The organism is Ruegeria sp. CF5 (genome assembly GCF_056537325.1).
In genome coordinates this window covers 42,290-69,176 of sequence record NZ_JBQFRI010000012.1, presented here as the reverse complement: position 1 = coordinate 69,176, position 26,887 = coordinate 42,290, and the positions used below count along the sequence as shown (strand labels likewise).

General features: G+C 55.1%; 25 protein-coding genes and 2 pseudogenes. 12 read left to right on the top strand and 15 right to left on the bottom strand.

Annotated elements, in window-relative coordinates:
• Positions 1 to 238 precede the first annotated feature (238 nt).
• From ACR0NW_RS21325 to ACR0NW_RS21300, 6 genes are all read right to left on the bottom strand, one after another.
• On the bottom strand, positions 239 to 583 hold the full coding sequence (locus tag ACR0NW_RS21325) for a hypothetical protein (RefSeq protein WP_480452664.1): 345 nt from the start codon (positions 581 to 583) through the stop codon (positions 239 to 241).
• Positions 584 to 1,067: 484 nt separating this feature from the next.
• Complete coding sequence (locus tag ACR0NW_RS21320; protein ID WP_480452665.1) at positions 1,068 to 1,670, bottom strand: class I SAM-dependent DNA methyltransferase; 603 nt, start codon at positions 1,668 to 1,670, stop codon at positions 1,068 to 1,070.
• 246 nt (positions 1,671 to 1,916) lie between these two features.
• The gene (locus ACR0NW_RS21315) at positions 1,917 to 2,453 is read right to left on the bottom strand and encodes a hypothetical protein (protein ID WP_480452667.1); all 537 of its coding nucleotides are present in this window, start codon (positions 2,451 to 2,453) and stop codon (positions 1,917 to 1,919) included.
• 177 nt (positions 2,454 to 2,630) lie between these two features.
• On the bottom strand, positions 2,631 to 4,496 hold the full coding sequence (locus ACR0NW_RS21310; RefSeq protein WP_480452669.1) for a ParB/RepB/Spo0J family partition protein: 1,866 nt from the start codon (positions 4,494 to 4,496) through the stop codon (positions 2,631 to 2,633).
• A gap of 74 nt (positions 4,497 to 4,570) precedes the next feature.
• Entirely contained in the window at positions 4,571 to 4,717 is a 147-nt protein-coding gene (locus ACR0NW_RS21305) for a hypothetical protein (protein WP_480452671.1), read from the bottom strand.
• Positions 4,718 to 4,749: 32 nt separating this feature from the next.
• Positions 4,750 to 5,154, bottom strand: a complete 405-nt coding sequence (locus ACR0NW_RS21300) for a DUF3768 domain-containing protein (protein WP_480452673.1) — start codon at positions 5,152 to 5,154, stop codon at positions 4,750 to 4,752.
• A gap of 640 nt (positions 5,155 to 5,794) precedes the next feature.
• Between ACR0NW_RS21300 and ACR0NW_RS21295 the strand changes: the two genes are divergently transcribed.
• Positions 5,795 to 6,040, top strand: a complete 246-nt coding sequence (locus ACR0NW_RS21295; RefSeq protein WP_170657409.1) for a hypothetical protein — start codon at positions 5,795 to 5,797, stop codon at positions 6,038 to 6,040.
• A 51-nt stretch (positions 6,041 to 6,091) separates the two neighbouring features.
• Here ACR0NW_RS21295 and ACR0NW_RS21290 read toward each other — a convergent pair whose 3' ends face one another.
• A complete protein-coding gene (locus ACR0NW_RS21290) occupies positions 6,092 to 6,436 on the bottom strand; it encodes a WGR domain-containing protein (RefSeq protein WP_480452675.1) in 345 nt (114 codons plus the stop codon).
• A gap of 54 nt (positions 6,437 to 6,490) precedes the next feature.
• Here ACR0NW_RS21290 and ACR0NW_RS21285 point away from each other — a divergent pair, with 54 nt between their 5' ends.
• Positions 6,491 to 7,168, top strand: a complete 678-nt coding sequence (locus ACR0NW_RS21285; RefSeq protein ID WP_480452676.1) for an ankyrin repeat domain-containing protein — start codon at positions 6,491 to 6,493, stop codon at positions 7,166 to 7,168.
• A gap of 134 nt (positions 7,169 to 7,302) precedes the next feature.
• On the opposite strand, the gene ACR0NW_RS21280 is transcribed toward ACR0NW_RS21285, so the two are convergent.
• Positions 7,303 to 7,656: an ArsR/SmtB family transcription factor gene (locus tag ACR0NW_RS21280; protein WP_480452678.1), complete on the bottom strand. Its 354-nt coding sequence runs from the start codon at positions 7,654 to 7,656 to the stop codon at positions 7,303 to 7,305.
• 270 nt (positions 7,657 to 7,926) lie between these two features.
• Here ACR0NW_RS21280 and ACR0NW_RS21275 point away from each other — a divergent pair, with 270 nt between their 5' ends.
• Complete coding sequence (locus ACR0NW_RS21275; protein WP_480791902.1) at positions 7,927 to 8,145, top strand: EthD domain-containing protein; 219 nt, start codon at positions 7,927 to 7,929, stop codon at positions 8,143 to 8,145.
• A gap of 247 nt (positions 8,146 to 8,392) precedes the next feature.
• Here the strand turns inward: ACR0NW_RS21275 and ACR0NW_RS21270 are convergent, their stop codons facing one another.
• Positions 8,393 to 8,713, bottom strand: a complete 321-nt coding sequence (locus tag ACR0NW_RS21270; protein WP_170657417.1) for a hypothetical protein — start codon at positions 8,711 to 8,713, stop codon at positions 8,393 to 8,395.
• A gap of 19 nt (positions 8,714 to 8,732) precedes the next feature.
• A complete protein-coding gene (locus ACR0NW_RS21265) occupies positions 8,733 to 9,656 on the bottom strand; it encodes a LysR family transcriptional regulator (protein WP_170657419.1) in 924 nt (307 codons plus the stop codon).
• Positions 9,657 to 9,768: 112 nt separating this feature from the next.
• Here ACR0NW_RS21265 and ACR0NW_RS21260 point away from each other — a divergent pair, with 112 nt between their 5' ends.
• The 4 genes from ACR0NW_RS21260 (at position 9,769) to ACR0NW_RS21245 (ending at position 13,028) form a co-directional block, all read left to right on the top strand.
• Positions 9,769 to 10,719, top strand: coding sequence for a glutathione S-transferase family protein (locus ACR0NW_RS21260; RefSeq protein ID WP_480452680.1), 951 nt, complete (start codon positions 9,769 to 9,771; stop codon positions 10,717 to 10,719).
• Entirely contained in the window at positions 10,719 to 11,708 is a 990-nt protein-coding gene (locus tag ACR0NW_RS21255; protein ID WP_480452682.1) for a DMT family transporter, read from the top strand. Before ACR0NW_RS21260 ends, ACR0NW_RS21255 begins: the two co-directional genes overlap by 1 nt.
• Entirely contained in the window at positions 11,692 to 12,069 is a 378-nt protein-coding gene (locus tag ACR0NW_RS21250) for a nuclear transport factor 2 family protein (RefSeq protein ID WP_480452684.1), read from the top strand. The genes ACR0NW_RS21255 and ACR0NW_RS21250 overlap by 17 nt, the downstream gene beginning before the upstream one ends.
• 350 nt (positions 12,070 to 12,419) lie before the next feature.
• Complete coding sequence (locus ACR0NW_RS21245) at positions 12,420 to 13,028, top strand: LysE family translocator (protein WP_170657427.1); 609 nt, start codon at positions 12,420 to 12,422, stop codon at positions 13,026 to 13,028.
• Positions 13,029 to 13,426: 398 nt separating this feature from the next.
• Here ACR0NW_RS21245 and ACR0NW_RS21240 read toward each other — a convergent pair whose 3' ends face one another.
• On the bottom strand, positions 13,427 to 14,113 hold the full coding sequence (locus tag ACR0NW_RS21240) for a Crp/Fnr family transcriptional regulator (RefSeq protein ID WP_170657429.1): 687 nt from the start codon (positions 14,111 to 14,113) through the stop codon (positions 13,427 to 13,429).
• 122 nt (positions 14,114 to 14,235) lie between these two features.
• Here ACR0NW_RS21240 and ACR0NW_RS21235 point away from each other — a divergent pair, with 122 nt between their 5' ends.
• Positions 14,236 to 15,744 (top strand): DUF1254 domain-containing protein, encoded by a 1,509-nt coding sequence (locus ACR0NW_RS21235; RefSeq protein WP_480452685.1) that lies wholly within the window; start codon positions 14,236 to 14,238, stop codon positions 15,742 to 15,744.
• A 37-nt stretch (positions 15,745 to 15,781) separates the two neighbouring features.
• Positions 15,782 to 16,789 (top strand): DUF1254 domain-containing protein, encoded by a 1,008-nt coding sequence (locus ACR0NW_RS21230; protein WP_480452687.1) that lies wholly within the window; start codon positions 15,782 to 15,784, stop codon positions 16,787 to 16,789.
• A gap of 481 nt (positions 16,790 to 17,270) precedes the next feature.
• Here ACR0NW_RS21230 and ACR0NW_RS21225 read toward each other — a convergent pair whose 3' ends face one another.
• Positions 17,271 to 18,203 (bottom strand): LysR family transcriptional regulator, encoded by a 933-nt coding sequence (locus ACR0NW_RS21225; RefSeq protein ID WP_480452689.1) that lies wholly within the window; start codon positions 18,201 to 18,203, stop codon positions 17,271 to 17,273.
• An 80-nt stretch (positions 18,204 to 18,283) separates the two neighbouring features.
• On the opposite strand from ACR0NW_RS21225, the gene ACR0NW_RS21220 reads away from it, so the two are divergent.
• On the top strand, positions 18,284 to 19,177 hold the full coding sequence (locus ACR0NW_RS21220) for a sulfotransferase domain-containing protein (RefSeq protein WP_480452690.1): 894 nt from the start codon (positions 18,284 to 18,286) through the stop codon (positions 19,175 to 19,177).
• Positions 19,178 to 19,586: 409 nt separating this feature from the next.
• Here the strand turns inward: ACR0NW_RS21220 and ACR0NW_RS21215 are convergent, their stop codons facing one another.
• The gene (locus ACR0NW_RS21215) at positions 19,587 to 19,871 is read right to left on the bottom strand and encodes a hypothetical protein (protein ID WP_480452692.1); all 285 of its coding nucleotides are present in this window, start codon (positions 19,869 to 19,871) and stop codon (positions 19,587 to 19,589) included.
• On the opposite strand from ACR0NW_RS21215, the pseudogene ACR0NW_RS21210 reads away from it, so the two are divergent.
• Positions 19,755 to 20,716, top strand: a pseudogene (locus ACR0NW_RS21210) (IS110 family RNA-guided transposase). The gene ACR0NW_RS21215 and the pseudogene ACR0NW_RS21210 overlap by 117 nt on opposite strands.
• Before the next feature lie 513 nt (positions 20,717 to 21,229).
• Entirely contained in the window at positions 21,230 to 23,107 is a 1,878-nt protein-coding gene (locus ACR0NW_RS21205) for an adenylate/guanylate cyclase domain-containing protein (RefSeq protein WP_480452693.1), read from the top strand.
• A gap of 42 nt (positions 23,108 to 23,149) precedes the next feature.
• On the opposite strand, the pseudogene ACR0NW_RS21200 reads toward ACR0NW_RS21205, so the two are convergent.
• Together ACR0NW_RS21200 and ACR0NW_RS21195 are read right to left on the bottom strand one after the other, a co-directional pair.
• Positions 23,150 to 23,380, bottom strand: a pseudogene (locus ACR0NW_RS21200) (IS110 family transposase); the annotation flags it as partial.
• A gap of 104 nt (positions 23,381 to 23,484) precedes the next feature.
• Complete coding sequence (locus ACR0NW_RS21195; RefSeq protein WP_480452694.1) at positions 23,485 to 26,832, bottom strand: AAA family ATPase; 3,348 nt, start codon at positions 26,830 to 26,832, stop codon at positions 23,485 to 23,487.
• Between the last annotated feature and the right edge of the window lie 55 nt (positions 26,833 to 26,887).

Genomic DNA, 26,887 nt, shown 5'->3' with positions numbered 1-26,887 from the left:
CGAACAGCGCCCGTCACATTTCGGCACGTTCAAGTTCAGTATGACATTTTCTGCGCGCCTCAGCGCGCTCTGTTTCCTGCCGATTGCGCGGCGGGTGTGGCAGGGGTGCAAACTGCCGCGTTGCGGCCGGACGGAGCCCCTGCCCAGCCGTTAGGCCGCGCTCCACGTGTGGCGCAAATGTGGTCCGGCCTCTAGCCGGAGCACGGGAAAGGGCGGCTTGCGCCGCCCTGCCCTCTCGTCAATCGGTGACGGGCTCGTCATCGCTCCGCTTTGGGAAGGCCACCATCTCGACGCCGGGGAACATGCTGTGCCGGACCTGGATCGAGGTGATGTTGCCGGCCTCATCGGTGTTGACGAAGAGCACCCCGCACCGATCCCAGAAGTTTTTGCCTTCTTTTTCACCGGTCTTGACGTTCAGTTTTAGAGTTTGAGTTGCCATTGTTTGATCCTCGCTATGGCGTGTTTCGATGAACATGGGAAAAGCGGGCATCAAGGGGATGTCAGCAGGGAATTTGATCCGCGCGGAATGCGCCGCAGGCGCAGGGGAAATTCCCCGTTGAAGCCCGGTGCCCCGGTCGGGCACCGGGCGTCTTCCCCGACTGCCCGCTTATGTTCATCCCTTCAGAAACACGGCAGCCGAGGATCTTCTCCGGCAACGAGGTTGAAACAGTCAGACCTAGTTAAAGGAAGGACGTTCTGGGAATGCTGCGCGCGGAACATCTGTGCAATGCGATGTGGTAAGTGGCGGCAACATCACCTCGATCCATCAGAGGCGCATACCTACTAACAAGTGGTCGTGGCCTTTCCGGATCGGTATGACCTTCGTCGCAAAGGAGGGGGGAGCACCGGTGGCAAAAGTCACCCATTCCTACTGGCGGAGGCCAAAGATCGGACGGCCCGGCCCTGATCCGCGCACGTGCGGAGCAGGTGATCAGCCGGACTCAATTTGAAATGGCGGAGTCTGACCAATAACCGGCGCTAAATCTCTAAGTTGAACTTTGATGCCCGAGCCATACCAAAGGTCAGGTAATCGGACGCAATGGTTGTTCACTCATCCAAACACTAGATCACTCCGTGTTTCGAACCCCCGCTCCAATCAGAACAGGCATGACCTGCTCATCAGATTTGAACTCGAATATCCGTTCAACCCGAAGGGAGCCAAGCCGTGCCGCCTCCAGCGCGGTTTTCATTTGATTCAGCGTCAATCCGAAACCGTCATCATCTGACGCCTGCCAATCCCACTGCACGAAATGTCCACCCTTGTTGAGCAAACCCGCCAGCACTGCCACAGCGCCACAGTAATCTGGAAGAAAGGCGCAAACGGAAGAAGTGCAGATCAAATCGAAACCTGAAATCTCGTTCTCTAGCCCCGGAACATCTCCAGCCAAAATATCTCCATGAACCGCTCTAACATTATGCAGCTGCTTTTCCTGCAGGACGGCAATCATATTCTCAGAGGTATCGACTGCGACAATTTCCTTCACATACGGTGCAATTTTCTCCGCCAGCAATCCGGTGCCGCATCCAAAGTCGAGCACGCGTTTTGATCGCCAATTCTTCCCACGAATATCCAGGTGCTCGTCCAGCGTGGCGAAAGCGCGATCCGCATAGCGTCTGACGTCGCTATTGTCGTCCCAACCATCGGCATAGTCGTTCCAATCATCAGTCATGTTGCTTGCGTTTCCTTGTGGGTTTGCATCGGCCCCAACACATCTGCGCTGAGGCAGACGCATCGATACGAACGCGCGACATTGGCTAGGTTGGCGAGAACAGTCAACATGGGTTTGGAACGGCATATGGAGGGAATAGAGGCGACCTCGGCACGCCTCTCCTGACAATCTTTCCCGCAAGAAAAAGGCCCACCGAAGCGGGCCACAAGTTTAACCAAAGGAAAGTCTCGAGGTATTTGATACAGGCTAACGCCTGCGCGCGCGATCGACAACACCGTCGGCTGTGATCGTGGCAATGCGATCCTCGGTGCGCCGGGTTATCTCCACCCCGTCACCCGTCATATGTGCCTCGGCAAATTCCGTGAACTTGAAGATGCTGCCATCGGCTTCAACATGGGTTTCAACTTCCGTCGAGCGCCGTTTCACCGACCCGTCATGGCGGATTTCGATGATCGTGTTGTCGGCCATTCGGACTGTCACGGAATGCTCATCCACAGCCACACCTTGCCACCACATATCTGCATCTCGCCGCACAACAATACGGTTTGGGTGCAGCTTGATTTGCACATCGTGTGTGGCTTCCGGATCAGCAGCTTTGACTACGACGATGGCTTCTTGCGCGCTGGGGTCACCATGGATTGATGCGCTTCCGTTCTTTGGCGGCCAGAGCTTTGGCTGTTCACGTGGCTTGCCCTTCTGGTCCGTATGAAACCCGACAAACATCTGCGCGGATTTCCAGACGCGGTGAGCGGCTTTCTCAAGCTTGTTTAATGACGTGTCCATGGGTCTATCCAAATCCGTTCTGATCAGGTGATTGCTATTGAAAATAAGCCGGGTGACCGACCTCTGATAGCTATGCGCGACGGTGTGTTTGCGCAATGCCACTTTGAGCTTTCATCATTGAGGCTGACACAGCCAGAGATTGATAGGCAGGGCACAACGCGCCCTACCCTGTTAGGTTCAGAAGCAATCCGGCACCCAAGCATCGATCCGGGCTTTCTGTGCCTCGGTCACGCCCAGTGCATCCTGATGATCTTTGTCATTGAACAGCTTGTGCAGCGCCTCGTTCTTCGCGCCTTTCTTGGATTTCGCGAAAGCTTTGAACATGTCGGTTTCGTCATGCAGGTCCAGCAGGTCCTTGTAGAGATCATCCAGCTGCCAGCCTTTCAACCGTTTGAAGCAATTCTCTGCTGATGGGTTCCAGATCGCGCGGATGTCCGCGCCAATCTCAGCCTCGATCTCCGCCATGAACTCCGGGCGTTGGGTCAGGAACCGCCGGGCCAGAAAACTCGTGATCTCTCCATTGCGGGTCTTCTTGCCAAATTCGCGAAACGCTTTGAACGCCTCCACGCTGCTTTGTGCGGCCATCTCCTGGAACTGGTCATAGGCTGCCTCTGCCGCCTCATCCCGTTCCCCGCCAAGGCGCGGGTCGAGGATGAACTGGTCGTCGATTTCCGGCGCGTTCCGCTCAGCGCCGCCATAGCCAAACCCGAACAGGTTGCTGGTCAGACCAGACGCCGGGGTTGCGGAGAAGGCAAACAGGCTCAACACATAATCAGGCTTGTCCAGCAGCGCTGTCTGGACCGCCGCCAGCCGGATCGCCACCATGTCGTCGATGAACTTCTGCGAATAGGCCGGTTTTGGTGTCTCTACGGCCTCTGGTTCTTTGACCGGGTCCAGAACACCGGCTTCAATGGCGGTCTGCACATGTTCTGCCGCGACATAGGCCGATGATGTTTTGATCTCGCCATCGTTGCCGACATAGACAAACACGCCGGACAGCTCGCGCTGCGCGTCGGAATAGAACGGCGCCGTATAGTCCTCAAGCGCGGCCAGCTCTTTTTCGCCGGCCTCGTCCAGAGCCTCACCCTCATAGAGTTCGGCAAGTTCGTCATACCGTTCAGCCTGTTCTTCGGTGAACTCCCGGCTCACCATCTCCAGACGGTGCATGCCTTCGATGCCCGAAAACCCATAGGGAATGTAGCTTTCGTCATGGGTGTCCACCCAGTCCCAACCTTCCGCCTCGCGCAGCTTCGCTGCTTCTGCCGCCAGTTTCTCGGCAAACAGATGATCCAGTAGCGCGCCGTCATTGAACAGGGTTTCATCGGCAAAGAGATCAGCGGTGACGGTGCCGCCTGCTCCAACATAGGCTTCCTGCCCGACAAACACCGCCTTGCGGTTGGTGCTGCTGACAGCTTCGGACGTCAGCGCCTGTTTGACATCATGCTCACTGAACCACCGGCACTCCTTGGCCTGTTCCAACACCTCCAGAATTTTCTCTTCCTCAGTGCTGACGGTCATGGCCTTGGCCAGACCCATGCTGATTTCACCCGCCTTGAGCGCGTCCAATACGGCGGTGGGCAGACCAGCCAGCGCAAGACGGCGGCGCACATGCGCTTCCGTTACGCCAAATGCATTGTTGATCTTGGCAACAGACAGGGATTTCTCCGCCATCTTGCCATAGGCACGGACCTCGTCCACCGGGTCCAGTTCTTCACGCGCGGTGTTCTCTGCATTGGCCCATTGCTCGGCCACAAAGGGATTGTCCGTGACCTTCACGGGAACCTGTGCCAGATCAGCACGTTCGGTCACGGCGATGTTCAGAGCCCGCAAGCGGCGACCACCGGCCACGATGGCGACTTTGCCATCTGTATCCCGCAAACCGCTGAGGTTCTGGATCAGACCGCACATGACCAGACTGTCAGCCAGCAGGGCGATACCTTCTTCGGCAACGTCCTGTCGTGGGTTCAAGTCGGACAGGTAGAGATCGGACAGGGCGATGGTTTCAATGGTTTCCGGTGCGGTGAATGTTTCGACTTTGCTCATGGGGCAAATCCTTGTTTGAGTGTTTCGCTTTGTGTTAAGGGTGCCCTACCCCTTCCGGGGTAGAGCGGGGCCGCTTAGGCGGCTGCGTGTTGTTTCAAGAAGCGGAGCGCGATGTTGGCTGACAGGCCTCCCTTCTTGAGCAATTCCACAGCTTCACGTGTTCGCAGTTCGATGATCTTTGCAGGCATGATTTCACCTCCTTTCTTGCGCTGGTTGCGCATGCAGACCCCGCCCCGTTGGGACAGGGCTGGTCTCAATATTCGCTGGGGCACATGATGGTCAGGACACGGCGTGTCACTGCGGGATCAAACGGGCGGTCGGACCCGTACGTGTAATCCGCGTCGTAAAGATCGATTTTCCAAAACAGCTTCTGACCGCTGACCGTCACCGTTCCGAATGTGTGATCGCCATAGGGGTCATTGCCTTCGTCAAACTGATCATCTGACGCCACGGCTGCCAAAGCCGCCGTCTGGAAATCCACTCCTTCGCCCGACATGCCCGGCGTGACGAACATCTGTCCCTGAATGCCCTTGGAGTGCATCTCAATCGCCGCAGTCGGATCAATCAGAGCTTTCCGGAACAGGTCATTCTGAGTTGCAATCTCTGCCGCCTGAAGGCTGGTGTCATTCTCGATGTCTTTTGTCGTCTCAAGATTCAAAACCGTCTCTCCTTTGTGATGCGACCTCCGGGGCTGGTTCCCTTTGGTGCTGGTTTTGAGCCGAGCCCTGAAAGGGCGTCGTCTCTAAAACCTGCCCCGTGGCGAACGCGGAGAGGGGCGAGACAGGACAAATCGACAAGAGTGGTGCGGCCCGCAGCGCAACGCGCGAGGACACGGTCTTGTCTATTTGTCTTGTCCGAGGGGGGAGGCCGCGCCTTCCCCCTGACGTCGGGGGGCGTTTGGCTTGTCCAAATCCCGCCTGACCACCAAAAGAAGCCAAAGGATTTTCGATCCTGCGGGAGCGCAAAAGGGATCGAAACCCGAACGGGCAGATCACCACGGCATGGAGCGACCATGACCCAAAGCCCCTGCCCCGGCTCGCAAGAGACGGTTCAGGGGCTAATGGCTCAGGGAGATCATGCCGGGGTGTTCTGGGTGGAAGCCGATACGTCGGCTGGAACCTAGAGTCCGCTCACGAGACGACAGGCTCGGGATTTGCCAGGGACTAAAGTCGCATCCCGCTTTCTGGCTACGAACAGAACGTCGGGCTCCGATCTTCGCTGGTTCCCATCAAGTAAGTTCCGCGATTGACCCCGGAAATCCGATTGTGCCTACTGCGCGGATTGAGGAGAACTGATGCATGCAAGAGCCATTAATTCGCGAGTTGCTGGGCAGGATGCTTGCCCATCGTTTGCTCATTGAACGTTTGATTTACCGCCTTCGAGAAGTCGATGATTTCCAATCCATGGGACTGGAATCTGACTTGAGAAAGATCGAAGCGGATATCGAAGCATACAATTTGCCAGAGGGGATTTCAGAAGCGTGCCAGGACGAGCTGGAAAACCTCGGTGATCATGTCCATTCTGGCCGGGTGGCCAAAGAATAGATCGCTCAACCGCGTTGAGTGTGAAAGATCTACGATCGCTGGCGGTTGGTACTAACCACCGACGGGAACATACCCTCGACGACGCTTTTGCTTCTCAAGTTTATGGAGCGCTTCACTGGCCTGGGCTTCGTCATCATATGTCACCATCATGGCTTGCCCGTTTGTCCCGATACGTCCCCAAGTACGAAGGATGGACACTTCCCCAAACAGCGTAGGCTGCAACTCTATTCCATAGAACCGCGCCATGTTGACGTCCGGGTCCACATGGATCAGGTGGACAGGTGTGGTTGCCGTCAGTTCCATGACGCGATTGTCGACAAACTCAGCCTGTCTGTCCAATGACATTGCGAAATCAATTCCCGTGAAAGGATTCTGATCCTGAATCGAAAATGACATCGAGTGCATCCGCTACTACTATAGCTGACCAATATGTAGGTAATAGGATCGGCCATGTTTCGTTTTCTACTATTTGCTTTCGTGATGGGTCTTGCCGCCAGCGCAGGCACGGCGCAGACACCGCCTTCGGCTGATGAGGTCGCGCAATACGACGGTCTCTTCGCAGCCGCTCACACCGGCAACGAAGAAATGATCCGGCAACTCGTTACGGCAGGGGCAAACGTCAACGCGCGGGACTCGCGGGGTCGCACACCAGCCCATGTGGCTGCCTTTGCTTCCGAGGACGAGGCATTGAGTGCACTGGCTGAGGCTGGCGCCGACATGAACGCATTCGAAGATCAGGCCTACGACGTTGTCACGATTGCGACCGTTGCAAATGATGCGGAATTGATGACGCTCGCAATCAAATTGGGCAACGATCCAGGCCTAACGACCAGCCCTTATGAAGGAACGGCACTGATCGCGGCCGCGCATCTCGGTCATGTTGAGATTGTCAGACGGCTGATTGCCGCTGGCGCGCCTCTGGACCATGTGAACAATCTGCACTGGACAGCGGTTATCGAAGCCGTTGTGCTTGGTGACGGCGGCCCGGATCATCTTGCAGTTCTGGATGCGTTGTTGGCAGCGGGCGCTGACAGATCGCTTGCCGATCGTAATGACACTACACCACTCGAACACGCCGAGCTACGTGGATTCACAGAGATGGCAGAGCGGCTTAGAAAAGAGGATTGAGGCCAATCCAGCAGGCTAAAGCGGTGAAGTTACGTGAATGGCACCGATGGCAGCTTGGATACGACAGATCTCTGTTCAAAGTGGTGTCGTGGCACAGTGGTGAAAAAGATGAGTATGTTATCCATTTTAACCTCTCACGCATCACCCACATCGTCACAAAACAGTTCATACAACACAGCAACCACCGCTGATACTCTTTGATTGGTGATCCTGTAGTAAATGTTCTTCCCATCGCGCCTTGCATCGATCAACCCAGAAAGGCGCAGACGGGACAGTTGTTGCGAGGCAGCGGCCTGGCGCATGGAGAACATGTCCTGAATTTCACCAACAGATTTCTCACCGGTGAGAAGCAGACACAATATCTGCAGACGACCATCATGCGCCATGGCCTTCAGAAAGTCGGTTGCTTCAAGGGCGTTTTCGCTGAGGTCTGCCTTCAATTGGCGCTCCAAAACAGTGTTAAATCTTGATATCACAATTTCTGCCATCAACCACCTCCGCGGCGCGGATAGCGTAGCAATCTATCTTCATGCCTGCGTAGTGGTTGGCCATTGGACCTTTCAGAATTTCCGCTCATACTTAGAGCATCTGAGCATCAAAATGAGATATTCCCGATGATTAAACTGATCATGTGTTTGCACCGCCGATCGGACATGAGCCGAGAAGAGTTCCAGGATTATTGGCTGAACAAGCACGGGCCATTTTTTCAAAAGAACGCTACGGTACTGCGCTCTAAGCGGTATGTATAAAGCCATACAATTGACAGCCCTCTGAATGACGCGATGCGAGAGTCCAGAAGCATGCAACCGGAATTTGACGGTGTGGCTGAGGTCTGGTTCTCTTCTGAAGAAGATCTGATGGAGGCGATGGGCACCACTGAAATGCAAGAGCTAGGCGCAGAGTTGCTGCAAGACGAGGCCAATTTTGTCGACCACACAAAGTCATGCGCATTTATTGTTCAAGAGCGGGAACTCTAGACCAGTCGAGTAAAGTCGTTCAGCCCACACGCGGCATTCACCACTTTCCCCAGCGAAGCAATGCGCACTTCGCCCCGCAGACCGGCCAGGGCAATCCGAATCTGTTCTTCAGAAGAGTAGTGTCTGCGTGTCTGGCGCTTAATGCCCCTGACTAACTTGCCAGCGGCATATTTCGATGTTCCGGATTTCCTGTTAATCCAAGTCCAAAACCTGTCCGGCGAGCGCAGACGTCAGACACCCAGAGCAACTATACGACGAGAGCGAAATGGGCAATCTTGGTTTTACCTTCAGGTTCGCGAAGAATGGCGATGTGGTGATCAATCATTACGGTCGGCGCGCGACGACTCTTCGGGGCGACAAGGCGGAATGGTTTTTGCAAGACATGAATGGTCTGGATTTCGAGGGCCAACAGCAGGAAATGGCCCGCGTTACCGGCAACTACAAACGGGGCAATGAACGCAAGGCGCGCAGCCATCCCCGAAACCGGTAGGCTTGAAAAAAGATACGGAACCGGCACAGCGCCGCTGTGTTTGGCACCACTCAGGTCGTCGAATTGAGCGATGGTCATGTGCAGCTCTCGATGCGCCTCAGCCTCCCAGCCCCGCCTCGACATCCCAAAACGGCCTGTCCCTCCCGATCCGTTCGGCAAGGAAATCCACAAAGGCGCGCACTTTCATTGGCATATGACGGCGGTCGGGAAACACCGCATAAAGCGCCTGTTCCGGCATTGCGTATTCCGGCAAGACCCGGATCAGACGGCCAGCGGCCACATGGGAACCTGCTACAAATGTTGGCAGTCGTCCGATCCCAAGTCCGTCGAGTAACGCGGCACAAAGCGTCTCGCTGTTGTTGACGCGCAGTGTGCCTTTGGTGCGAGTCCGCACTTCTCCACGCGGACCTTGGAACACCCATTCCATAGGATCCCGTGAATAGGCGTAGTGCAGGCAATTGTGCGCCAGCAGATCTTCGGGATGCTGTGGGGCACCCTTTCGCGATATGTATTTCGGTGAAGCGACAAGGACGCTATGGATCGGCGCCAACCGGCGCGCGATCAGAGCTGAGTCAGGCAGGGTGCCGGCCCGGATGGCCATATCCAGCCCGGCATCGACCAGATCGACAATCCGGTCATCCATGGTCAGGTCCATCGTGATATCAGGATAAGTGGCCAGAAACTCGGTGAGCAACGGCGCGATGTGTAGCCGCCCGAAGGACATGGGCGTGCTTATCCTCAGATGCCCGACCGGTAGACCCTGAAGGGCCGCGACAGCGTCTTCTGCTTCCTGCGCCGATCCAAGCGCCTGTATTGCATGCGTCAGGTAGATTTCCCCGGCTTCGGTCAACGAAATGCTACGTGTCGAGCGATGAAACAACTGAGTGCCAAGATGCGCTTCCAACGTGCCAATTCGTTTGCTGACGGCTGATTTCGTGATCCCCAACCGCCGCGCTGCCGCGGCAAAGCCACCGTTCTCGGCCACAGCGACAAATACCGGGATAGCGCCGATTTCGACCATGTCACCCTCACACTGTCAACTTTTTCTCATCCTTGAGTATCCAAAATAGCCAATTATCCCACCTTGGGAAACACGTTAAGTCGTCCTCAACACGTATTGGATGGAGGCGACCATGCCCAAAATGCTCATCAACGGGATCCTGCGCGACAAGCCAGCGCAATCTGATGGACGCTTTCACCGGTTGCCCAGCCCGTTTCGTGGCTGGATCAGTTCGGATGCGCGCGCGGACTTTCCGGCGGCTTCTGGCCGTTACCATCTCTATATGTCGAAGGCATGCCCGTGGTGTCACGGTGTTGATCTGGTGTTGTCGCTCAAGGGGCTGCGCCAGGCCATAGGCATCACCTGGATGGACCCGGTGATGTCCGAGGACAGCTGGGTCATCGATCAGTCCAGCTTTGACGAGACGGCCGGGGTGCCACGTGACCGATATCTCTATCAGGTCTATCAGCGCGCCGCGCCGGCCCTTACCGGCGCGATTACTGTCCCGCTGCTGTTGGACACTCACAGCGGCCAGATCGTCAGCACCGACTCCGCAGATATCATGCGAATGCTCAACACCGCCTTTGTGGACGCGACTGGTCCGGACCTCTATCCAGCCGAAATCGCAGCTGAGATCGACCGGTTGGCCGAGATCATCCAGGCTCCTATTCGCAATGGCGTTTATCGTGTCGGCTTTGCCACCACACAGGACGCCTATGACGAGGCGATCCATCAGCTTTATGCGGCGCTGGACATTGTCGAAACAGTGCTGAGCACCCGGCGTTTTCTGGCTGGCACAACGCTGACCGAAGTTGATCTGAAGCTGTTCCCGACGCTTCTGCGGTTCGATCCCGTCTATGTGACGCATTTCAGGATCGACCGGACTCGGATCAAGGACTACCCGGCCCTTTCGCGCTACCTGGCGAATTTCTCTCAACTGCCTGACGTCGCTGAAACCATCGATATGCAGCATATACGCGCACATTATTTTCTCAGCCATCGTCACATCAACCCAAGCGGCATCATCCCGATCGGGCCAGAACCAGACTTCATCATTGCGGCACCAACAAAAGGAGCCGCATGATGCCCCGCTTTGTCAGGAATCTTCCACCGACAGCGCTGATCATTGCAATCGGCGCACTTGTCGGGGTCAGTTTTACCTTGACCAAGTTTGTGGCAATTGCGGACATCGCGCCACAACTTGCCTTGTTCTGGCAGCTCCTGGTCGCAAGTCTAGTTCTGTTCGTCATTGGGGTGATTTCCGGCAAGCATCCCCCGTTGCATCGCAGGTATCTGGCCTATTACCTTGGGGCTGGCATCCTTGGCATCAGCGGGCCTGCCCTGATTGGCTATACTGTGCTGGGATATGTATCCACCGGTTTCTATTCGGCGCTGGTCACGCTCTCACCGCTCTTCACATTTGCGATCACAGCTTTGGTCGAAAAGCGAATGTTACCCGCATACCGGCTGATCGGGATTCTGATCGGGCTGGCTGGCATCAGTTTTGCCTCTCATAGTGGCTTCGACCTGTCAAACGTCGCGCCGCACTGGATCGCCATCGCGATGGCCGGCCCGCTTCTGCTGGCAATGGGCAATGTCTTTCGCAGCCGGGCTTACCCGCAAGGCGGTGATCCCATGGCGCTGGCAGCCGGAACTCTTGGGTTGCAACTGCTGGTGATCGGGCTGCCGGTCCTTGTCAGCGGTCAGGTCTCGCCCGGTTCGTTAGGTCCTGGCCCAATTGTTGCTATCATCGGGATCGGACTGATCACCGCACTCAGCTACGTGCTGACCTTCGACGTGCAGCGGCGCACGGATGGCGTCGGATTTGCCCAGGTTGGATACTTCGCCACTCTTTTCGGCATTGGCTTCGGGGCTTTTGCTTTTGGTGAGCCAATCCGCCTCACTTTGGTTGTAGCGCTTGCGGTTCTCTTTCTTGGGCTGGCCATAACCAACGGGCACATCCGCTTTGACCACCTCCGGCGTCTTGCATTCAAAACGCAAGCTGGAATGCCGCTGAACGTCACAACACACAAAACATCTGTCAAGGAGAACAAAAATGCAGATCACCAATGAATACAGCTCGCCGCACGCCACACTGGTTGCCGAACTCTATACAGCCGTCGATGCAATGAACGCAGACGACGTTGTCGGATTTGTAGCCGAAGATGTCACATTCCGCCTCGGGAATTTCGATCCGATTTTGGGGCGCGAACCTGTCCATCAGGCCAACGAAGCGTTCTTTCAGACCATCATGGCCATGCGACACACAATCACCGGCATCTGGTCGGACGGCGACACGGTGTTCTGTGACGGAACAGTCCATTACACACGCAAAGATAGCAGCGAGCATGAAGTCCCATTCGCCGCGCGCCTTGGCCTGCAGGAAGGTAAAGTGGCTGATTACGTAGTCTACGTGGATATCTCAGGGCTCTAGAGGTGCTGATACGGATATGCGGCTTCGGGTTTCAGAAGCCGCCATTCGCGTAGTACTGAATCTTGGTCGGTACGGCTCAAATCCCGCATTTCCTGCGCTTGGCGCATACGACAATTTTAGGTTTATCGAATGTCTGCAACCCTTAGGCGACAGTCAGTAATGCAGGACTCTTCGGACTAGTGCGCCCCCAGCAGGTTGCACCCAACCGGTCATTCCAAAGCATGCCATTGGACTGTTTTTAATCTGCCTCTTCGCTGCATTGTAATCGAAGAAACGAGACTTGCAATTTAGCCGACCTTGACCCTTGAGCGCCTGGCGCAGAGAGTGTCTGAAAATCAGGAGCCCCATTCATGTCACTTGAATTTTTACTAACTTCAATGGTTGTCGTATTACTGCCTGGAACTGGGGTGATCTACACTTTGGCAATCGGCCTCGGCCGCGGATTTAAGGCGAGTGTCGCTGCTGCTGTTGGATGCACCCTTGGAATTCTACCCGCGGCTGTAGCCAGTATCATTGGTTTAGCAGCGCTGCTTCATACCAGCGCTTTGGCGTTTCAAGTAATTAAGTATCTTGGGGTCGCATATCTGTTTTTCATGGCTTGGCGAATTTTGAAAGATGACACCGTCATGGAAATGCCCGAAGATAAAAACCAAATCGGGTATCTGCGCATCGCGACAACAGGCACCTTGTTAAACGTTTTAAATCCCAAATTGTCCCTGTTCTTCCTGGCATTCCTTCCTCAGTTCATTTCTCCATCAGCGCCAAACGCAACAGCTTCGCTGATCTGGTTGGCGATCTTATTCATGATAATGACCTTCATTGTTTTTGTCGGTTACGGCGTGTTTGCCGCTTATGCACGCGAGTACGTAATCCGCCGCCCCAATGTTATGAAGTGGATCAAACGGTGCTTTGCTGGAACATTCGGATTTTTGGGAGCCAAGCTCGCTATTACCAACTGACGCATTCGATCAATAAGTGCTCGCTGCGGCCCTCGGATGAAGCGCAACATCACACCAATTTTGAGTGTCCAGGACCGGCCTATAACTACCGGTAACTGATAGTAGCCATCGCTGCGCCGCGGCCCATCAGGCCGGACTTTTGCTGCGAGCGCAAAATCGAAGTCATGCCGAAATTGTAAATCGCGGTCAAAGTGTGAGTTTGATTTCGGCATCCTAACGGCAGCAGTGCATAAGTCGCGTGTCGATTCACAGCAAAGCAGGCAGAAAGGAAAAGCACGCTTGAAACAGATGCCTAATTTAGCGTCAGCATAAAGGACGCATTCAAAAATTAAACTTAAACCCTAAGAAACTTTGCCACACAGCAAATCAGTTTTCTGCCTGCCTGCCTGAGCTGGCGGTTATTTTGTGCCATTCTCCCTAAGGTGGAGCTCCAGAGACTGTAAGTCGGAGAGGCGAATGCTTGCATAGCTTCGTTCAATCGCTCCAGCTGTTTCCAGCGTGCGCAGGCAATTGTTTGCTGTGTTTCGTGTCAGCCCGGTCATTTGCCCGACTTCTTCACTGGACAGATTGAAAACGCTGTGCCTTGGGTTCAGTTTTTTGAGGCTGATCAACATTGTGATCACGCGGCCCACAGGGTCCCGGTTGAGCGCGGCTTCAGTTAGGGTCAGGTAACTGTCGATTTGGAAAAGCACGTTCATGGAAATGTGACGCCAGACGTCCGGGTGGCGCTTGTTTACCATTTCGACGTGTGTTGCTGGCACCAAGAGTATTGCGCAATCGGTTCGTGCAACACCTGTACCCCGATGCCGCTCGCCGGTGATGACAGCGGCGTCGCCAAACCAATTTCCGTCTTCGTACAGTAGAACCAGCCGTGTTTCATCGTGATGATAGCTCAGATATGCACCGACAGAGCCGCTTGCGAGGCCAACCATAAAGCGCGGATCATCCTCGACTTCAAAAATGCGCTCACCTTTGGAAATCTGATGAAACCGCGCTCCGCTTAGCCAATCCTGCTGTACAGCATCCGGCAAACGCGAAAGCCAGCCGTTTTGCCGCAAAAAGTGAACCGCTTCGTCCCGATCCATATTTGCCCTCAAATGCCCGTTGACGTGCAGTTTAGGCGGGTAGCCCTTGGTATCATACCCCCAATTTGATGATCCGATCCGTGGGTGCACGGCGGATGCTATTATTTGGGAGCAACAAAGTCATGATTACGCAAATCTTAAAGTACACCAGTTCGTTTGCCGCGATTTGCAGCGCATCATTTGCCATGGCGCAAGACAGTCCAGATTACGCAGCGAATGTGCCAGACAGCATCATTGTGCCGGACAGTTTTGAGACGCGGTTGGGAACACTGGAGTATTTTGACGGTCTCCCAACCCCGGAAACAGCTACGGTTGCCTATGATGCGCTCAACCTTGCGCGGGGGATCACCGCCTTCATGGACGGGATGCCCGCCGCGTCGACCTACGCGATGTGCCGCGGACTTGCTGAATCCGGAGCTGTTACCGGAAGTTTCGGGATTTTTCAGGATCTCTACAATGCCCGATCCTTGCTGCTAACGCCTAACACCACAACAATTTATGTGATGGGCTGCACCGATCTGTCGAATGGTCCAGTGGTTCTCGAACTGCCATCAGGCATTCTGGGGCTGATCGACGATGTCTATATGCGCTATGTGGGTGATGTCGGGAACGCGGGGCCAGACAAGGGCAAAGGCGGGAAATACCTGATCGTGCCCAATGACTACGATGGCGATCTGCCCGAAGACGGGTACTACATCCTGAAGACGCCAAGTTACATGAACTGGCTCGCGCTTCGGGCCTTCCCTGGCGCAGATGGGCCAGCGGCCGAAGTCAGTCGTGTCAAAGAGAACTTGCGCATCTACCCCTGGTCCGAGCGTGACAATCCGCCTGAAATCGGATTCGTCGATATGACGGATGTGCAGGTCAACACGATCCACGCTAACGACTTTTCGTTTTTTGAAGAAATGAAAGCAGTTGTCGATGCAGAGCCCGAGGGCGCTTTGCCTGCGGAGCTATTGGGAGATTTGTTCACCTTGGGCATTCGCAAGGGGCAACCGTTTGAGCCCGACGAAAGTTTGACCCAAACTCTTACCGAAGCAGTCGCCATCGGAACTGCCGCTGCGCGCTCTTTGATCTATGCACCCCGTACCAGAGCCCCCTTCCTGTATGAATCCGGCTATTGGAAAACGCCGTTTGTTGGCGGTGATCACGAATTCCAGGCAGGCGATGTAAAGCTTGTCGATGCTCGCACGCTGTTTCACTACTACGCCACCGGCATCACCCCGGCGATGGTGGCCAAGAATGTCGGCGTTGGCTCGCAATATGCAATGATCAACCGCGACAGCAATGGTCGCTATCTCGAAGGTAGCCAAACCTATTCGATTACCATTCCAGCCAACGTGCCGGTGAACAACTATTGGTCGTTCGTGGTCTATAGCACCCAGACACGATCCCTGCTGGAAACAGATCAGAAACTGGCGGGTGTTGACAGCACATTGCCGACCCTCAAAGCCAATGACGATGGCAGCTATACAGTCTGGTTCGCCCCCCAAGCTCCGGAGGGCAATGAAGGAAACTGGATTCAAACCATGCCGGGCAAATCGTGGTCGACCATCCTGCGTCTCTATGGCCCGCTTGAGCCCTGGTTTGATGGCACCTGGCGCCCCGGTGAGATCGAGCTGGTCAAATGATCATTCGCGAAGCAACAAAAAATCAGGAGTTCTGAAAATGAAATCCCCGCTCCTTCTGACTGCAACGCTTTTGGCGACTACGTCGCTGGCGCAGGCCGAAACGATTGCCGTCACAGCAGATAACTTTGCCCAAGCCGAAACCGCCTGGAACTTTGCCAATTGGGCACGCAAGGGTGCCGACAAAGAGATACTGCACCTGCGCGAAGTGTCACCTGTTGGGGCAGAAGCCCCCACAGTGCGCATGAACTGGGATACGCTTTATTCCATTCAGATTGTCGATGTGTCTGACGATCACGAATTCACGGTCACCATTCCCGATTCCGACCTGTATGTCTCGGTGCAAATCATGGATGAAGATGGTTTTTCGCCCTACTTCATTGTTGAGCCGGGCGAACACAGGCTGACTGTTTCGACTGATTACGCATTTGTCATGTTTCGGACAGAGCTTAAGGACCGCACCGATGCTGCGGCGTTGGATCATCTTCACGACGTACAGGATATGATCGCTGTTTCGGACTATGTTGAAAGCAGCCCCTATGTTTCGGCAGATTTTGATCAGGAGCAGCTCGAAGCGCTGCGTATTGCCTATAAAGATGAGTTTTTGAAGGCTGGTATTGATTACACCTATGCCAAAGCACCCGGCGCGGCCGACCAGCACCTGCTCGACATTTCACATGCTGCCGGCTGGGGCGGGTATCCGCCAGAGTTGGGTGTTTCAAACGCCTATTCCAGCTCGCCGGCATTGCCCGGAGATGAATGCCTTGACATCACTTTTGACGATCCCAAGAACAATTTCTTCACGTCCTTCACGCTCTATGATGTTGAGGGCTATCTGATGGCCGGGAACACGCACATCAACTCGAATATGTGGGAACCTAATTCGGATGGTACTATCACCGTGCATTTCAACTGCGGAGACACGGCGATCAATTCTTTGTCGTCTGGCGGTGAGCCATTCAACTACAGCGTAAGAAACTATGGGGTCAGCCAAGCCGTACTGAATGGAGACTTTCGACCAATCAATCCAAAGCCTCTTGAGAACTGAGGCGTATTTTGTTTACCGATGAATTCTCGAAACTCCCAGCGACGGAGTTTCGGGATTTGGTCAATCGGAGCTATGCTCAGAAAGTGCCGAAGCCCTGAACTTGGGCTCACGCCCAACGCAGCGCTTGGCCCATGCCGGAGCCAGTATCCGATTGTTCGCGGCCCAATACTTGCCATTGGTCGGAGCCAGTTATGGCTGCGTTGCGGCCCGCCAAAGGAAACTTTCGCTGCAATCGCGAGATTTGGTCGCCGACGAACTGACGTCCTGCGGACCAACCCGCCATTCGTTTGTCTTCGCTGAATGTCCGCAACTCGAAAAAAGACCCGACGGTTCGCCGGGTCAGTTGGTGATGACGGGGATCGCCACTCCATAATGTGGTGGTCAGAGGTGCTCCCAAATGCGCTTCAGCTACTTGTGCTCATATTTCAACCACGAAACGCCTATTCGAACACCGATTGCTGGCAACGCCTGAATGGTAGTTTCATGTCAACGCCTTGAAATGCTCCCCGGCGAATGCCATGAACTTTTTCACCGCAGGGCGGCTGTAACTTTCGCGGGAAGCTATCAGCCAAAGCTTATGGTGAAGCTCTTCATGTTTGAAGCACTGGACCAAGTCGGGGGTCGCATCGCCTGTTACACACGGTAACAAACCCAATGCATCGCCAACTTGAAGTGCTGCCACCATACTGGACACAGCATTCACCTGATAAAGAACTTGCGACGGATCAATCTGATCATTCAACCAACGGACAGACTTCATGACACTTGCGATATCTTCGGAGTAAATCAGAAACTTGTGCCCGCTGGCCTCCGCCAAATTTCCGGGTGCACCGTGAATCTTCTGATACGCGAGATTGCAGTATACACCGAGCGGGAACTGGGCAACTTTTTTGGCAATAAGTGTGTCCCCTGATATCTCGTCGAGAGGTCGGAGGGCTACGTCAGATTTTCCCGTCTCAAGCGGCGGCTGATCCTTATCCCAGGCAATGTCGATCTGAAGTTCGAAGCTGATACCTGTATTTTTCTCTCGAAAGGCGGATACAAGCCCGGCACCGAACCGCTGCATGGCCTCTGCGTTACCTGAGAAACGGATAACACCATGTTCGTCTCTGGCGAGCTGCTCAGCCGAGACAGATATTTTCGACGCCGCGCGGCGCATGCCTTTCATTTCGTCCAGCAGAGCCAAACCTTGCGCTGTGAGCTTGTAGCCGCGGTTGTCTCGTTCAAATAATTGAATTTTGAGAGCGTGTTCAAGAGCTTCGATCCTGCGTGCAACTGTGGTCTGGTTCATGCCGATGACGCTGGCTGCCGCTAGGGTCGAGCCCTCTTCAGCGACGGCAAGAAAAACGCGAATGTCGTTCCAGTTGAACACGAACGTAACCCCGGTGAGCATTCTGCAAGTTTGCAGTGTCATACCCTACTATTCGCCATTTTTGCAGATCAGACCAGCCGGTAGCTTAAGTTTGAATACAACGGGAACGGAGGGCTGGAACTATGAACGCCATGCCAGAGAAAACCAGAGACATTCAAAACCATCACATCGACAGCACAATCTGGGACAAATTCAGCTTTCGCGACGACGACATCGTCATTGCGACCTACGCAAAATCCGGCACCACTTGGATGCAGCAGATCATCAGCCAGCTGATTTTTCGTGGCAAAGAGGGCCTGCCTGTCGCCGAGATGAGCCCGTGGGTTGATCTGCGGGTGCCGCCGCCGGAAGTGAAACTCCCGATGATCGAAGCACAAACTCACCGCAGATTCCTGAAAACGCATCTGCCAGTCGATGCGCTCGTGTTCTCGGAAAAGGCCAAATATATTTACATTGGCCGCGACGGTCGGGATGTCGTCTGGTCACTCTACAATCATCACGTCAATGGTAACGAGGCCTGGTACGATGCTCTGAACAATACACCCGGACGCGTCGGCCCGCCTCTGGCGCCTCCCATCGGAGAACCTCCAACATATTTCAAGAATTGGTTGGAGAACGACGGCGCACCATTTTGGTCATTTTGGGAAAACGTAAGATCGTGGTGGGCGGTGCGTAACCTGCCGAACGTCAAGTTGGTGCATTTCGCGAACCTTAAAGCCGACATGGAAGGTCAAATTCGTGAGATTGCTGAATTTATCGGCGTCGACATAGATGACGAAATGATGGTGGATGTGTTGAAACACTGCTTGTTCGACTACATGAAATCCAATGCAGAACAATCAGTGCCACTTGGGGGCGCGTTCTGGGAAGGCGGTGCAAAGACTTTCATACACAAAGGGGCCAATCGTCGTTGGAAAAGTGATTTACCTCAAGACTTAAGTCAGCGGTACGAGCAGATAGCCCGCGAGCAACTGGGCGATACATGTGCCAACTGGATTGAAACAGGCACACGTTAGGGTTCTGTCGCAGGTGGGAACACCCGACCGGCGATACCACCACGGCAAACATAATTCTAAAACATTGCTCTGTAACGCGATTGCATTAGCAGAAGCAGACCTTCGCCGCGTCACAGAAAGCTGGAAACAATGGGCTCTTTTCCCTTATTCGCCGCGCCGTGCACGAACGGCAGGTTTCTCTAACGTACTATCCTGCCCCCTACCGGAGCAGACACCCGAAAGATCAAGACCTAAGACCTTTCGCTGGATTTAAGGAAAAACGGCCGACTCCATCACCTAAAGCTTGAACCTACCGGGTTTGTGCGTGTTCTTCGGTGCGTCGGTTTTGTATGTGTGTCTTGGCCTATCCAGCTTCAACTCATGCTTGACCGTTGAGGGCGGCCCTTTCCTGCCATTCACCAGCAGTTTTTCATGCTGCGGCGCGGCGCGTCGAACCTGATGGGGTGGATGGCTCCTGCTCCACCGGCGTCGCAATGCGCCATAGTGCAGTTGTCATGACTGCTATGAGAGGAGCCACCCAATGCAGGTTACAACAGTTGGCATAGATCTCGCCAAGAACATCTTTTAGGTCGATGGCATCGCTGAAAATGGCGATGTTGTTTTCAATCGCACGATAAGGCGGGCGCAGCTTTTGGGTTTCTTTGAAGACCTTCCAGCTTGCTTGGTAGGAGTGGAAGCTTGCAGTTCGAGCCATTACTGGGCGCGCCAATTGAGCGCTCTCGGGCATGATGTCCGTTAGATCCCGGCCAATTACGTGAAGCCTTACGTCAAGCGCGGCAAATCTGATGCCGCCGATGCCCAAGCGATCTGCGAAGCCGTGACACGCCCGACCATGCGGTTTGTTGCAATCAAAACGGAAGAACAACAAAGCGTCCTGTTCCTTCATCGCGCTCGTGATCTCATCGTGCGCCAGCGCACTCAGATCAGCAACATGTTGCGCGGGCTGCTCGCAGAGTTTGGAATTGTGATTGCCCAAGGAATTGGCAGCGCGGTGAAATTTGCAAAAGATGTATTGGACAACAACCGCCCAGATATTCCCGAAGTTGCAGTCGATGGCTGACAAATTTGAGCAATCAGCTCGTGGCTTTGCACCTGCGGATCCGTTGGTACGAAATGCGTATGCGCCTTCAGGCAAAGCAGGATCCACGTGTGGCGCTGCTTCGAACCATACCGGGTGTCGGTCCGGTGACAGCTTCAGCCATAGCAGCAACGATCGGCGATGCGCGCCAGTTCAAGAACGGTCGCGAGTTCGCAGCTTGGCTTGGCCTGACGCCGCTCAACCGATCCAGCGGTGGCAAAGAGCGGTTGGGAAGGATCTCGAAGATGGGTGATCGATATCTTCGACGCCTCCTGGTCACAGGAATGACGGCTCGGCTGCGACAGATGAAGGTGAATCCAGATCGTGTCGACCCTTGGGCCATCGGACTGCTTGAGCGCAAGCCAACCAGGCTTGCGACCGTGGCGATGGCCAACAAAACCGCACGGATCATATGGGCCGTCTTGACTAGGAACGAATACTACCGCCCACAATACGCCTAAAGCAAAGGAACAAAAACACCGAGACAGCAAGACTAACGAGTTGATGGCGCACAGTCAGCCCGCCAACCAAGACACCCCGTCGAATGTCCAGGACACAACGTTGTCCGCGAACCTGTATGGGACTTGGTCTGCGGAAACCATCAGGGCCAGCGGCCACATGTGCCGCGCAAACAGGCCGGACACATGTCTGCTTCTGACCTGTGCGAACTCATTCAAATACGTCTTGCTATGCAGGAGCAATCCACACATGCCGTTCGCTGCAGGCGCAAAATCAGGCGATGACCGAACTCACAGTTTAGCGGACAATGCTGCCGTTGAGCCAAAGGTTCGATCTTCTCGGCGGATCTCGAAACCTGCCATTCTGGTTACTGGAAGGATACGCCACTTTCAGAAGTTTCGTCGTTCGTCACAGCATTCGGATGACGCTCGACAGGGATTTTGCAGCCCGATGTAAATTTTACAGCGTTTGCTTTACACTTCCGCCAGAATGCTCCGGGGAAGTGAACCTCACGAATGACCGACGCAAAGCCCAAACGCCACCTTGCCGCCATTCTCGCTGCTGACGTAGAGGGATACTCCAAGTTGATGGGCGAGGACGAGGAAGGCACACTCGCTGCGATGACCGCCCATCACAAAGACCTCATCGGTCCGTGCATCGCCGAGCATCGAGGTCGGCTGGTAAAGACCACAGGTGATGGACTATTGGTCGAGTTCGCGAGTGTCGTGGATGCAGCGCGGTGCGCAGTGGCGGTTCAGGAGGGCATGCGAGCCCGAAACGCCGAAATGCCCGAGGACAAGCAAATTCTGTTTCGGATTGGCATCAATCTCGGGGACGTGATCGCGCAAGATGACGACGTCTTCGGCGACGGTGTGAACGTCGCGGCACGACTGGAGGGTTTGGCCGATCCCGGTGGAGTCTGTATTTCGCGAGCGGCTCGCGATCAGCTGCGCGACAAGTTTGATTATCCTCTGCAGGACTTGGGCGAGGTCGAGGTCAAAAACATCTCTCGGCCTGTTTGGGTGTTCAAGGTGCTCTTGGACGGCAGCTCACCGGCAGCAATCAGTCGTCCGAGTCGGAAGTTACTTTGGCGAGTGTCAGCCGCCATTGTGATAATCGGCCTACTTTTTGGCGGTGGTCTGTTGTGGTGGCATCAAGCCGGGTCGACCGATCCAGCCGACGCAATTTCGGCGTTATCCGACAAACCATCAATCGCTGTCCTTCCCTTTGACAATCTGTCTGCCGACGCGGAGCAGGAGTATTTCTCGGACGGTGTTACTGAGGACATCATTACCGATCTGTCGAAAATATCCGGGCTTTTCGTAATCGCACGGAATTCGGCCTTCACCTATAAAGGACAGGCAACGAATGTTCGTCAGGTCGCCGCAGACCTGGGTGCGCGCTATGTACTGCAGGGCAGCGTCAGGCGGACCGACGAGAAGATACGGATCACAACACAGCTCATAGACGCGGCCACCGAAGGGCACCTTTGGGCCGAGCGCTATGATCGCGACGTCACAGACGTGTTTGCGGTTCAGTCCGAGGTCGCGCGACAGGTGGCAAGAGCCCTGTCGGTAACGCTCAAAGCCAACGAGAACGAGAGGCTGTACCAGAAGTACACAACGAACATCGATGCCTACGATGTTTTCTTGCAGGCGCGCCGCACTGTCGATGTGCCAAGCAGGGATAATATCCTGCGCGGTGAGAAACTCTTTGAGCAGGTGATTGAGCTGGACCCGAATTTTGCGGGCGGTTACGCCGGGCTCGCGTTCAACCTCTCGGTGCAGGTGCGTTTCCAATACACTGACACGCCATCAACCCACCTGTCACGGGCACTAGAATTTGCCAGAAAGGCAATTGAACTCGACAGGGATTTTGCGTGGGGGCACATTGCTCTGGGAGGCGTGTATGTCGCCAGCGGCGACGCAGATGCAGCCGTCGACGCTGTTTACCAAGCACTTATCCTCGAACCTAACGGCTACGAGGCTAACCTCTTCATGGGTTTCTATCTCCAGTTTGCAGGGGACGCCGCAACTGCCGTGGACTATCTGTTGATCGCCAAACGTCTTAGTCCCGTGGAGACATACCGGGATGTCTCGTTTCTGGCTCTGGCGCAATTCATGAACCGAAACTACGAAGAGGTCGTGCGCCTTTGGACGAAAACATCTAGTAAGCCGAGGGGGCAGGTTCAAATTTTTTTGGCGGCGGCCTATTCGCTGCTTGACAGGCCAGAAGAAGCCGCTGCGCTCGTGGAGCAATATTTGGAAACTAATCCGGATTTCAATCTAACGGAATGGCGGTATCTTGAAACCTGGAAATCCGAGGAAAATCGGACGAGGATGTATGAAGCGGCGAAAGCCGCAGGGGTCCCGGAATTTCCCCGCGAAAACTAACTTGCCAACAGCAACGTGCGGTAATTCGTTCTCAACGGGTAGACCTTTGCGCACTGGGATGCCTTGCTCGATCAGAAAGGCGCGGATCTGATTGATCGTTTCCGTCCGGCGAGACACCAAACGTGATCTGACCCGGTGCAACGCTTGAAGATCGAGCTGTTCCTGGCGCTTCTCCGAAACGGTTTGCAGGTTACCCTGATTTGCGGAACGGCCCAATGCGGTCACTCGATCGAGGGTCGAAATCCCGCGTTTGCAGCCCGCATTCCAGACCTTCGCCGTTTGTGTGAATACTGGTTAAACCATCACAGAGATACTTCCGGCTCCTGCAATGGAATTATGCTGGATGCGTTAATGGCTGTGTCGCCGTTGCTACGGAGTTAGGAGAACTCAACCAGAAGCCGTTTTGCCTTGGTGAGATCCGGGGATTCTTGTCCCTCGCTGAACCAGGCATAAATCGGGGCTAGCAACTCCTGAGCGGTGCCGGTTTCACCCTCGTCTCGCATTAGGCGTGCTAGCCCAACCGAAGTGCGCAACTCCCATAGTTTGGCATTCTGCTTTCGGGCAATTCCGAGTGCCTGGAGATAGGACTTCCTGGCAAGGATATTTCCACCTAGACCGGCCCGTTCAGAGTCTCCGAGTATCCGAAAAATCTCGGCGTTGGCCCACCGTTCGGAACCTTGATCGATCATGGTAATGACTTTGTCCCGCGCCTTTACCGCCTGCTCATGTTGGTTTACCGCCAACAGATTGGCGACATGATGGGAATAGAGGTAAGGCACATAAACATGCGTGTTTGATTCTTCGCACCGTGCCATACCTTCCTCCATCAGATCGGCGGCTTCTTCCGGTTGGCCCCTTGACGGCAACACAGCCGCAAGAACCAGCATTGCGATCCCCTTCCACATCACTAACCCATGCTCTTTCGCCACCTGGATCGCTCGACGGCTGAATTCTTCGGCCGTTTCGTGCTTGCCAAGCAGCCACGCCAGCATGCCGTAGTGGGTATAAGCATAGCCAATGGTGTTTGAATGACCCAGCTGTTCGGAATGCTCCGGAACGCCGATCATCTCGTCCCATGCCTTGGTCGGGAAACCGCGGCAGGCCAGACCAATTGCACGGTAACACCGCAGACCCAAGTGGGGGCTCTGACCGTATTGGCGCGTGAGATCCGGCTCGCGTTCCGGGTCGTACAGATCAAGCACCCGTTCGTAGTCACTCTCTGCCGTTTCAAAGGCACCGGTCATCGTTCGGCTGAGATAAAAGGACCGGGCGGACATGAACGAGTGATCCGGGTTGTGGTCGCCTGAAGCGGCATCGAACATTTCCTCGGCAATTTCGAGTGCGTTCGCCTGTTGACCACTGACATGAGAGATGACCCAATTGCCATAGTAGATCGGGAACCGGTGTGGTGATTCGCCGATAGAATTGACCAGGCGGCGCGCCTCGGCAAAACCGTCAACCGTAACGGGATGTGCATAGCCGCGCCCAGCCATGTTTGAATGGTTGAGCCGTAGCAGTAGCTCTAATTCACGTTCTCTGTCGCACTCGCCTTCCTTTGTACCGCGCACCAGGCGCAAGGCGCTCTCGAAGTGGCTTACGGCTTCGCGGTGGGCCGGACGCGCAAACGCATCGTCGCCGGCCCGTGCCCAATACCGGATCGCCTTTTCCCTCTCGCCGGCCTGCTCGGCATGGTAGGCGAGGATCTCTGGCTGTGCATCCCCTTTTGCTTCAAGCGCCGTGAACAGGTCGGCATGAATTGTTTGGCGTCGTGACTTCAGAAGGCTTTCGTAGGCTGCATCACGCACCAGCGCATGCTTGAAAAGATAGCTAGCTTCTGGGGGCGTGCCGCGACGGAACAACAGTTCCGCTTCCACCAAGCGATCCACCGCAGCCACTAGCTCACTATCCGAGTGGGTAGTGATTGCAGCAAGCGTTTGGTAATCGAAGGTTCTACCGATCACCGATGCGATCTGAGCGATTTCCTTGACTGGATGCAAACGATCCAAGCGCGCCATCAAACTGTCGTGCAATGTTGCCGGAATGGACAGTGCACTGAGCGGTCCCGTTAGCACATAGGCACCGTCCTCCTCACGCAGGGCACCGGATTCCAGCACCACCTTGGCAATTTCTTCAACGAACAAGGGGATACCGTCGGTCTTGGCCGTGATCTCGTCGAGGACCGGATCTGGTAAGGGCTTGCCTCCACCGACACGCGCCACAATGTTAGCAACCTGCGAACGGCCTAGTCGATTCAACATCAGGTGGGTAACGACCGGATGGCCGCCAAAGCCATGTTCGAATGTTGGGCGAGCGGTCATGAGAACTAAGATGCGCGAACTGGCGACCGAATTCAAAGCCAGCTCAACGAGTTCCAGCGTTGTTGGATCAATCCAGTGCGCATCTTCGATCACAAAGCAAACAGGCCGCGCCTCTGCTAACCCCACGAGCTGATCGATCAAAGCCTGAAGCAGCCTTGAACGCAATTGTTCCGGGCTGAGGTCGGGCGCGCCGTAGCGCGTTTCCGCGTCAAGTGCCAACAAAGGTGCAATCAATGGTGTGTGAGCAGTGGTGTTTGACGTGCCTTGCCCTAACAGGGCTTCAAGCTTGTCGAGTCTCGTGTCGTTGTCGTCTTGCGCAGCGAATCCGGCAGACAGGCGTAATTGCTGGATCGTTGGATAGAGGGCGCTATCGGTGTGGTAGGGCGAACACTGATAACGGATTTTCGTGTGATCTTGGTCTCGCAATTCGTCGAACAGGGCTTGCGTAATACGCGACTTGCCAATCCCGGCCTCTCCCGTCAGCAAGACCATCTGGCCTTCGCTTTTTTTAGCTTGCCCCCATCGCTCCATCAGCAAAGCCAGTTCCTGGTCCCGACCAACGATCTCTGACACAATCGCGGAATCTCGCCCCGCAAACCGGCTCTCCAATGTCCGCTCACCGACTACGGCGTAGGCGGCGACTGGGGCAGCCAGGCCCTTTACATCGTGCTGGCCCAGGTCGTCGAGTTCAAACAGACCACCCAGCAACCGACTTGTCGGTTCGGCCAATACGATTTGACCCGGTCTAGCCAGCGCTTGAAGGCGCGCTGCGAGGTTCGGCGTGTCGCCCACCACTGCTTCTTCGCGCGCCGACCCCTCGCCGACAAGATCGCCAACCACAACCAATCCGGTCGCGATACCCATCCTTGCTGCCAACCGCGTTCCGTCCGGCGCGCTTAGACGCTCAATTGCCTCAAGCAATGCAATGCCAGCACGAACCGCTCGCTCAGCCTCGTTTTCGTGTGCCCTTGGCCAGCCGAAATAGGCCAGCGCACCGTCACCCATAAACTTGGCAACGTGGCCGTCAAGGCGCGTGATCTCGCCAGCAACAGCATTCTGGAAACCCCGGATCACTTCCCGCATTTCCTCGGGGTCGAGCCCTGCTGAAAGGGTTGTTGAGCCAACCAGGTCCACGAACATCACAGTCAGCTGACGTCGCTCTGCGGATTGATCGGGCGTGGGAACCGGGGGAGCGCTTTCATTTATGGACGTTTCAGGGCTCTGTTGTACCAACTTGGCCGCATTCGCCAGAAACCGACGACGGGGCCCAAGCGGCAACCCCAGGTCTTTCAGATCCTGTTCAGTGACGTGGGGAATATCCAGCAGGGCGACCTCGTTTTCCACCAGCAAATCGGTATATTTTCCAAGTTCAAGCCGCTCCAGCCACTGTTTGAGATCTTCCGCCATTCGAGTCCTCCTGTGGACATCCTACCAGATAACAAGGATTAGACGAGGTTTTGCC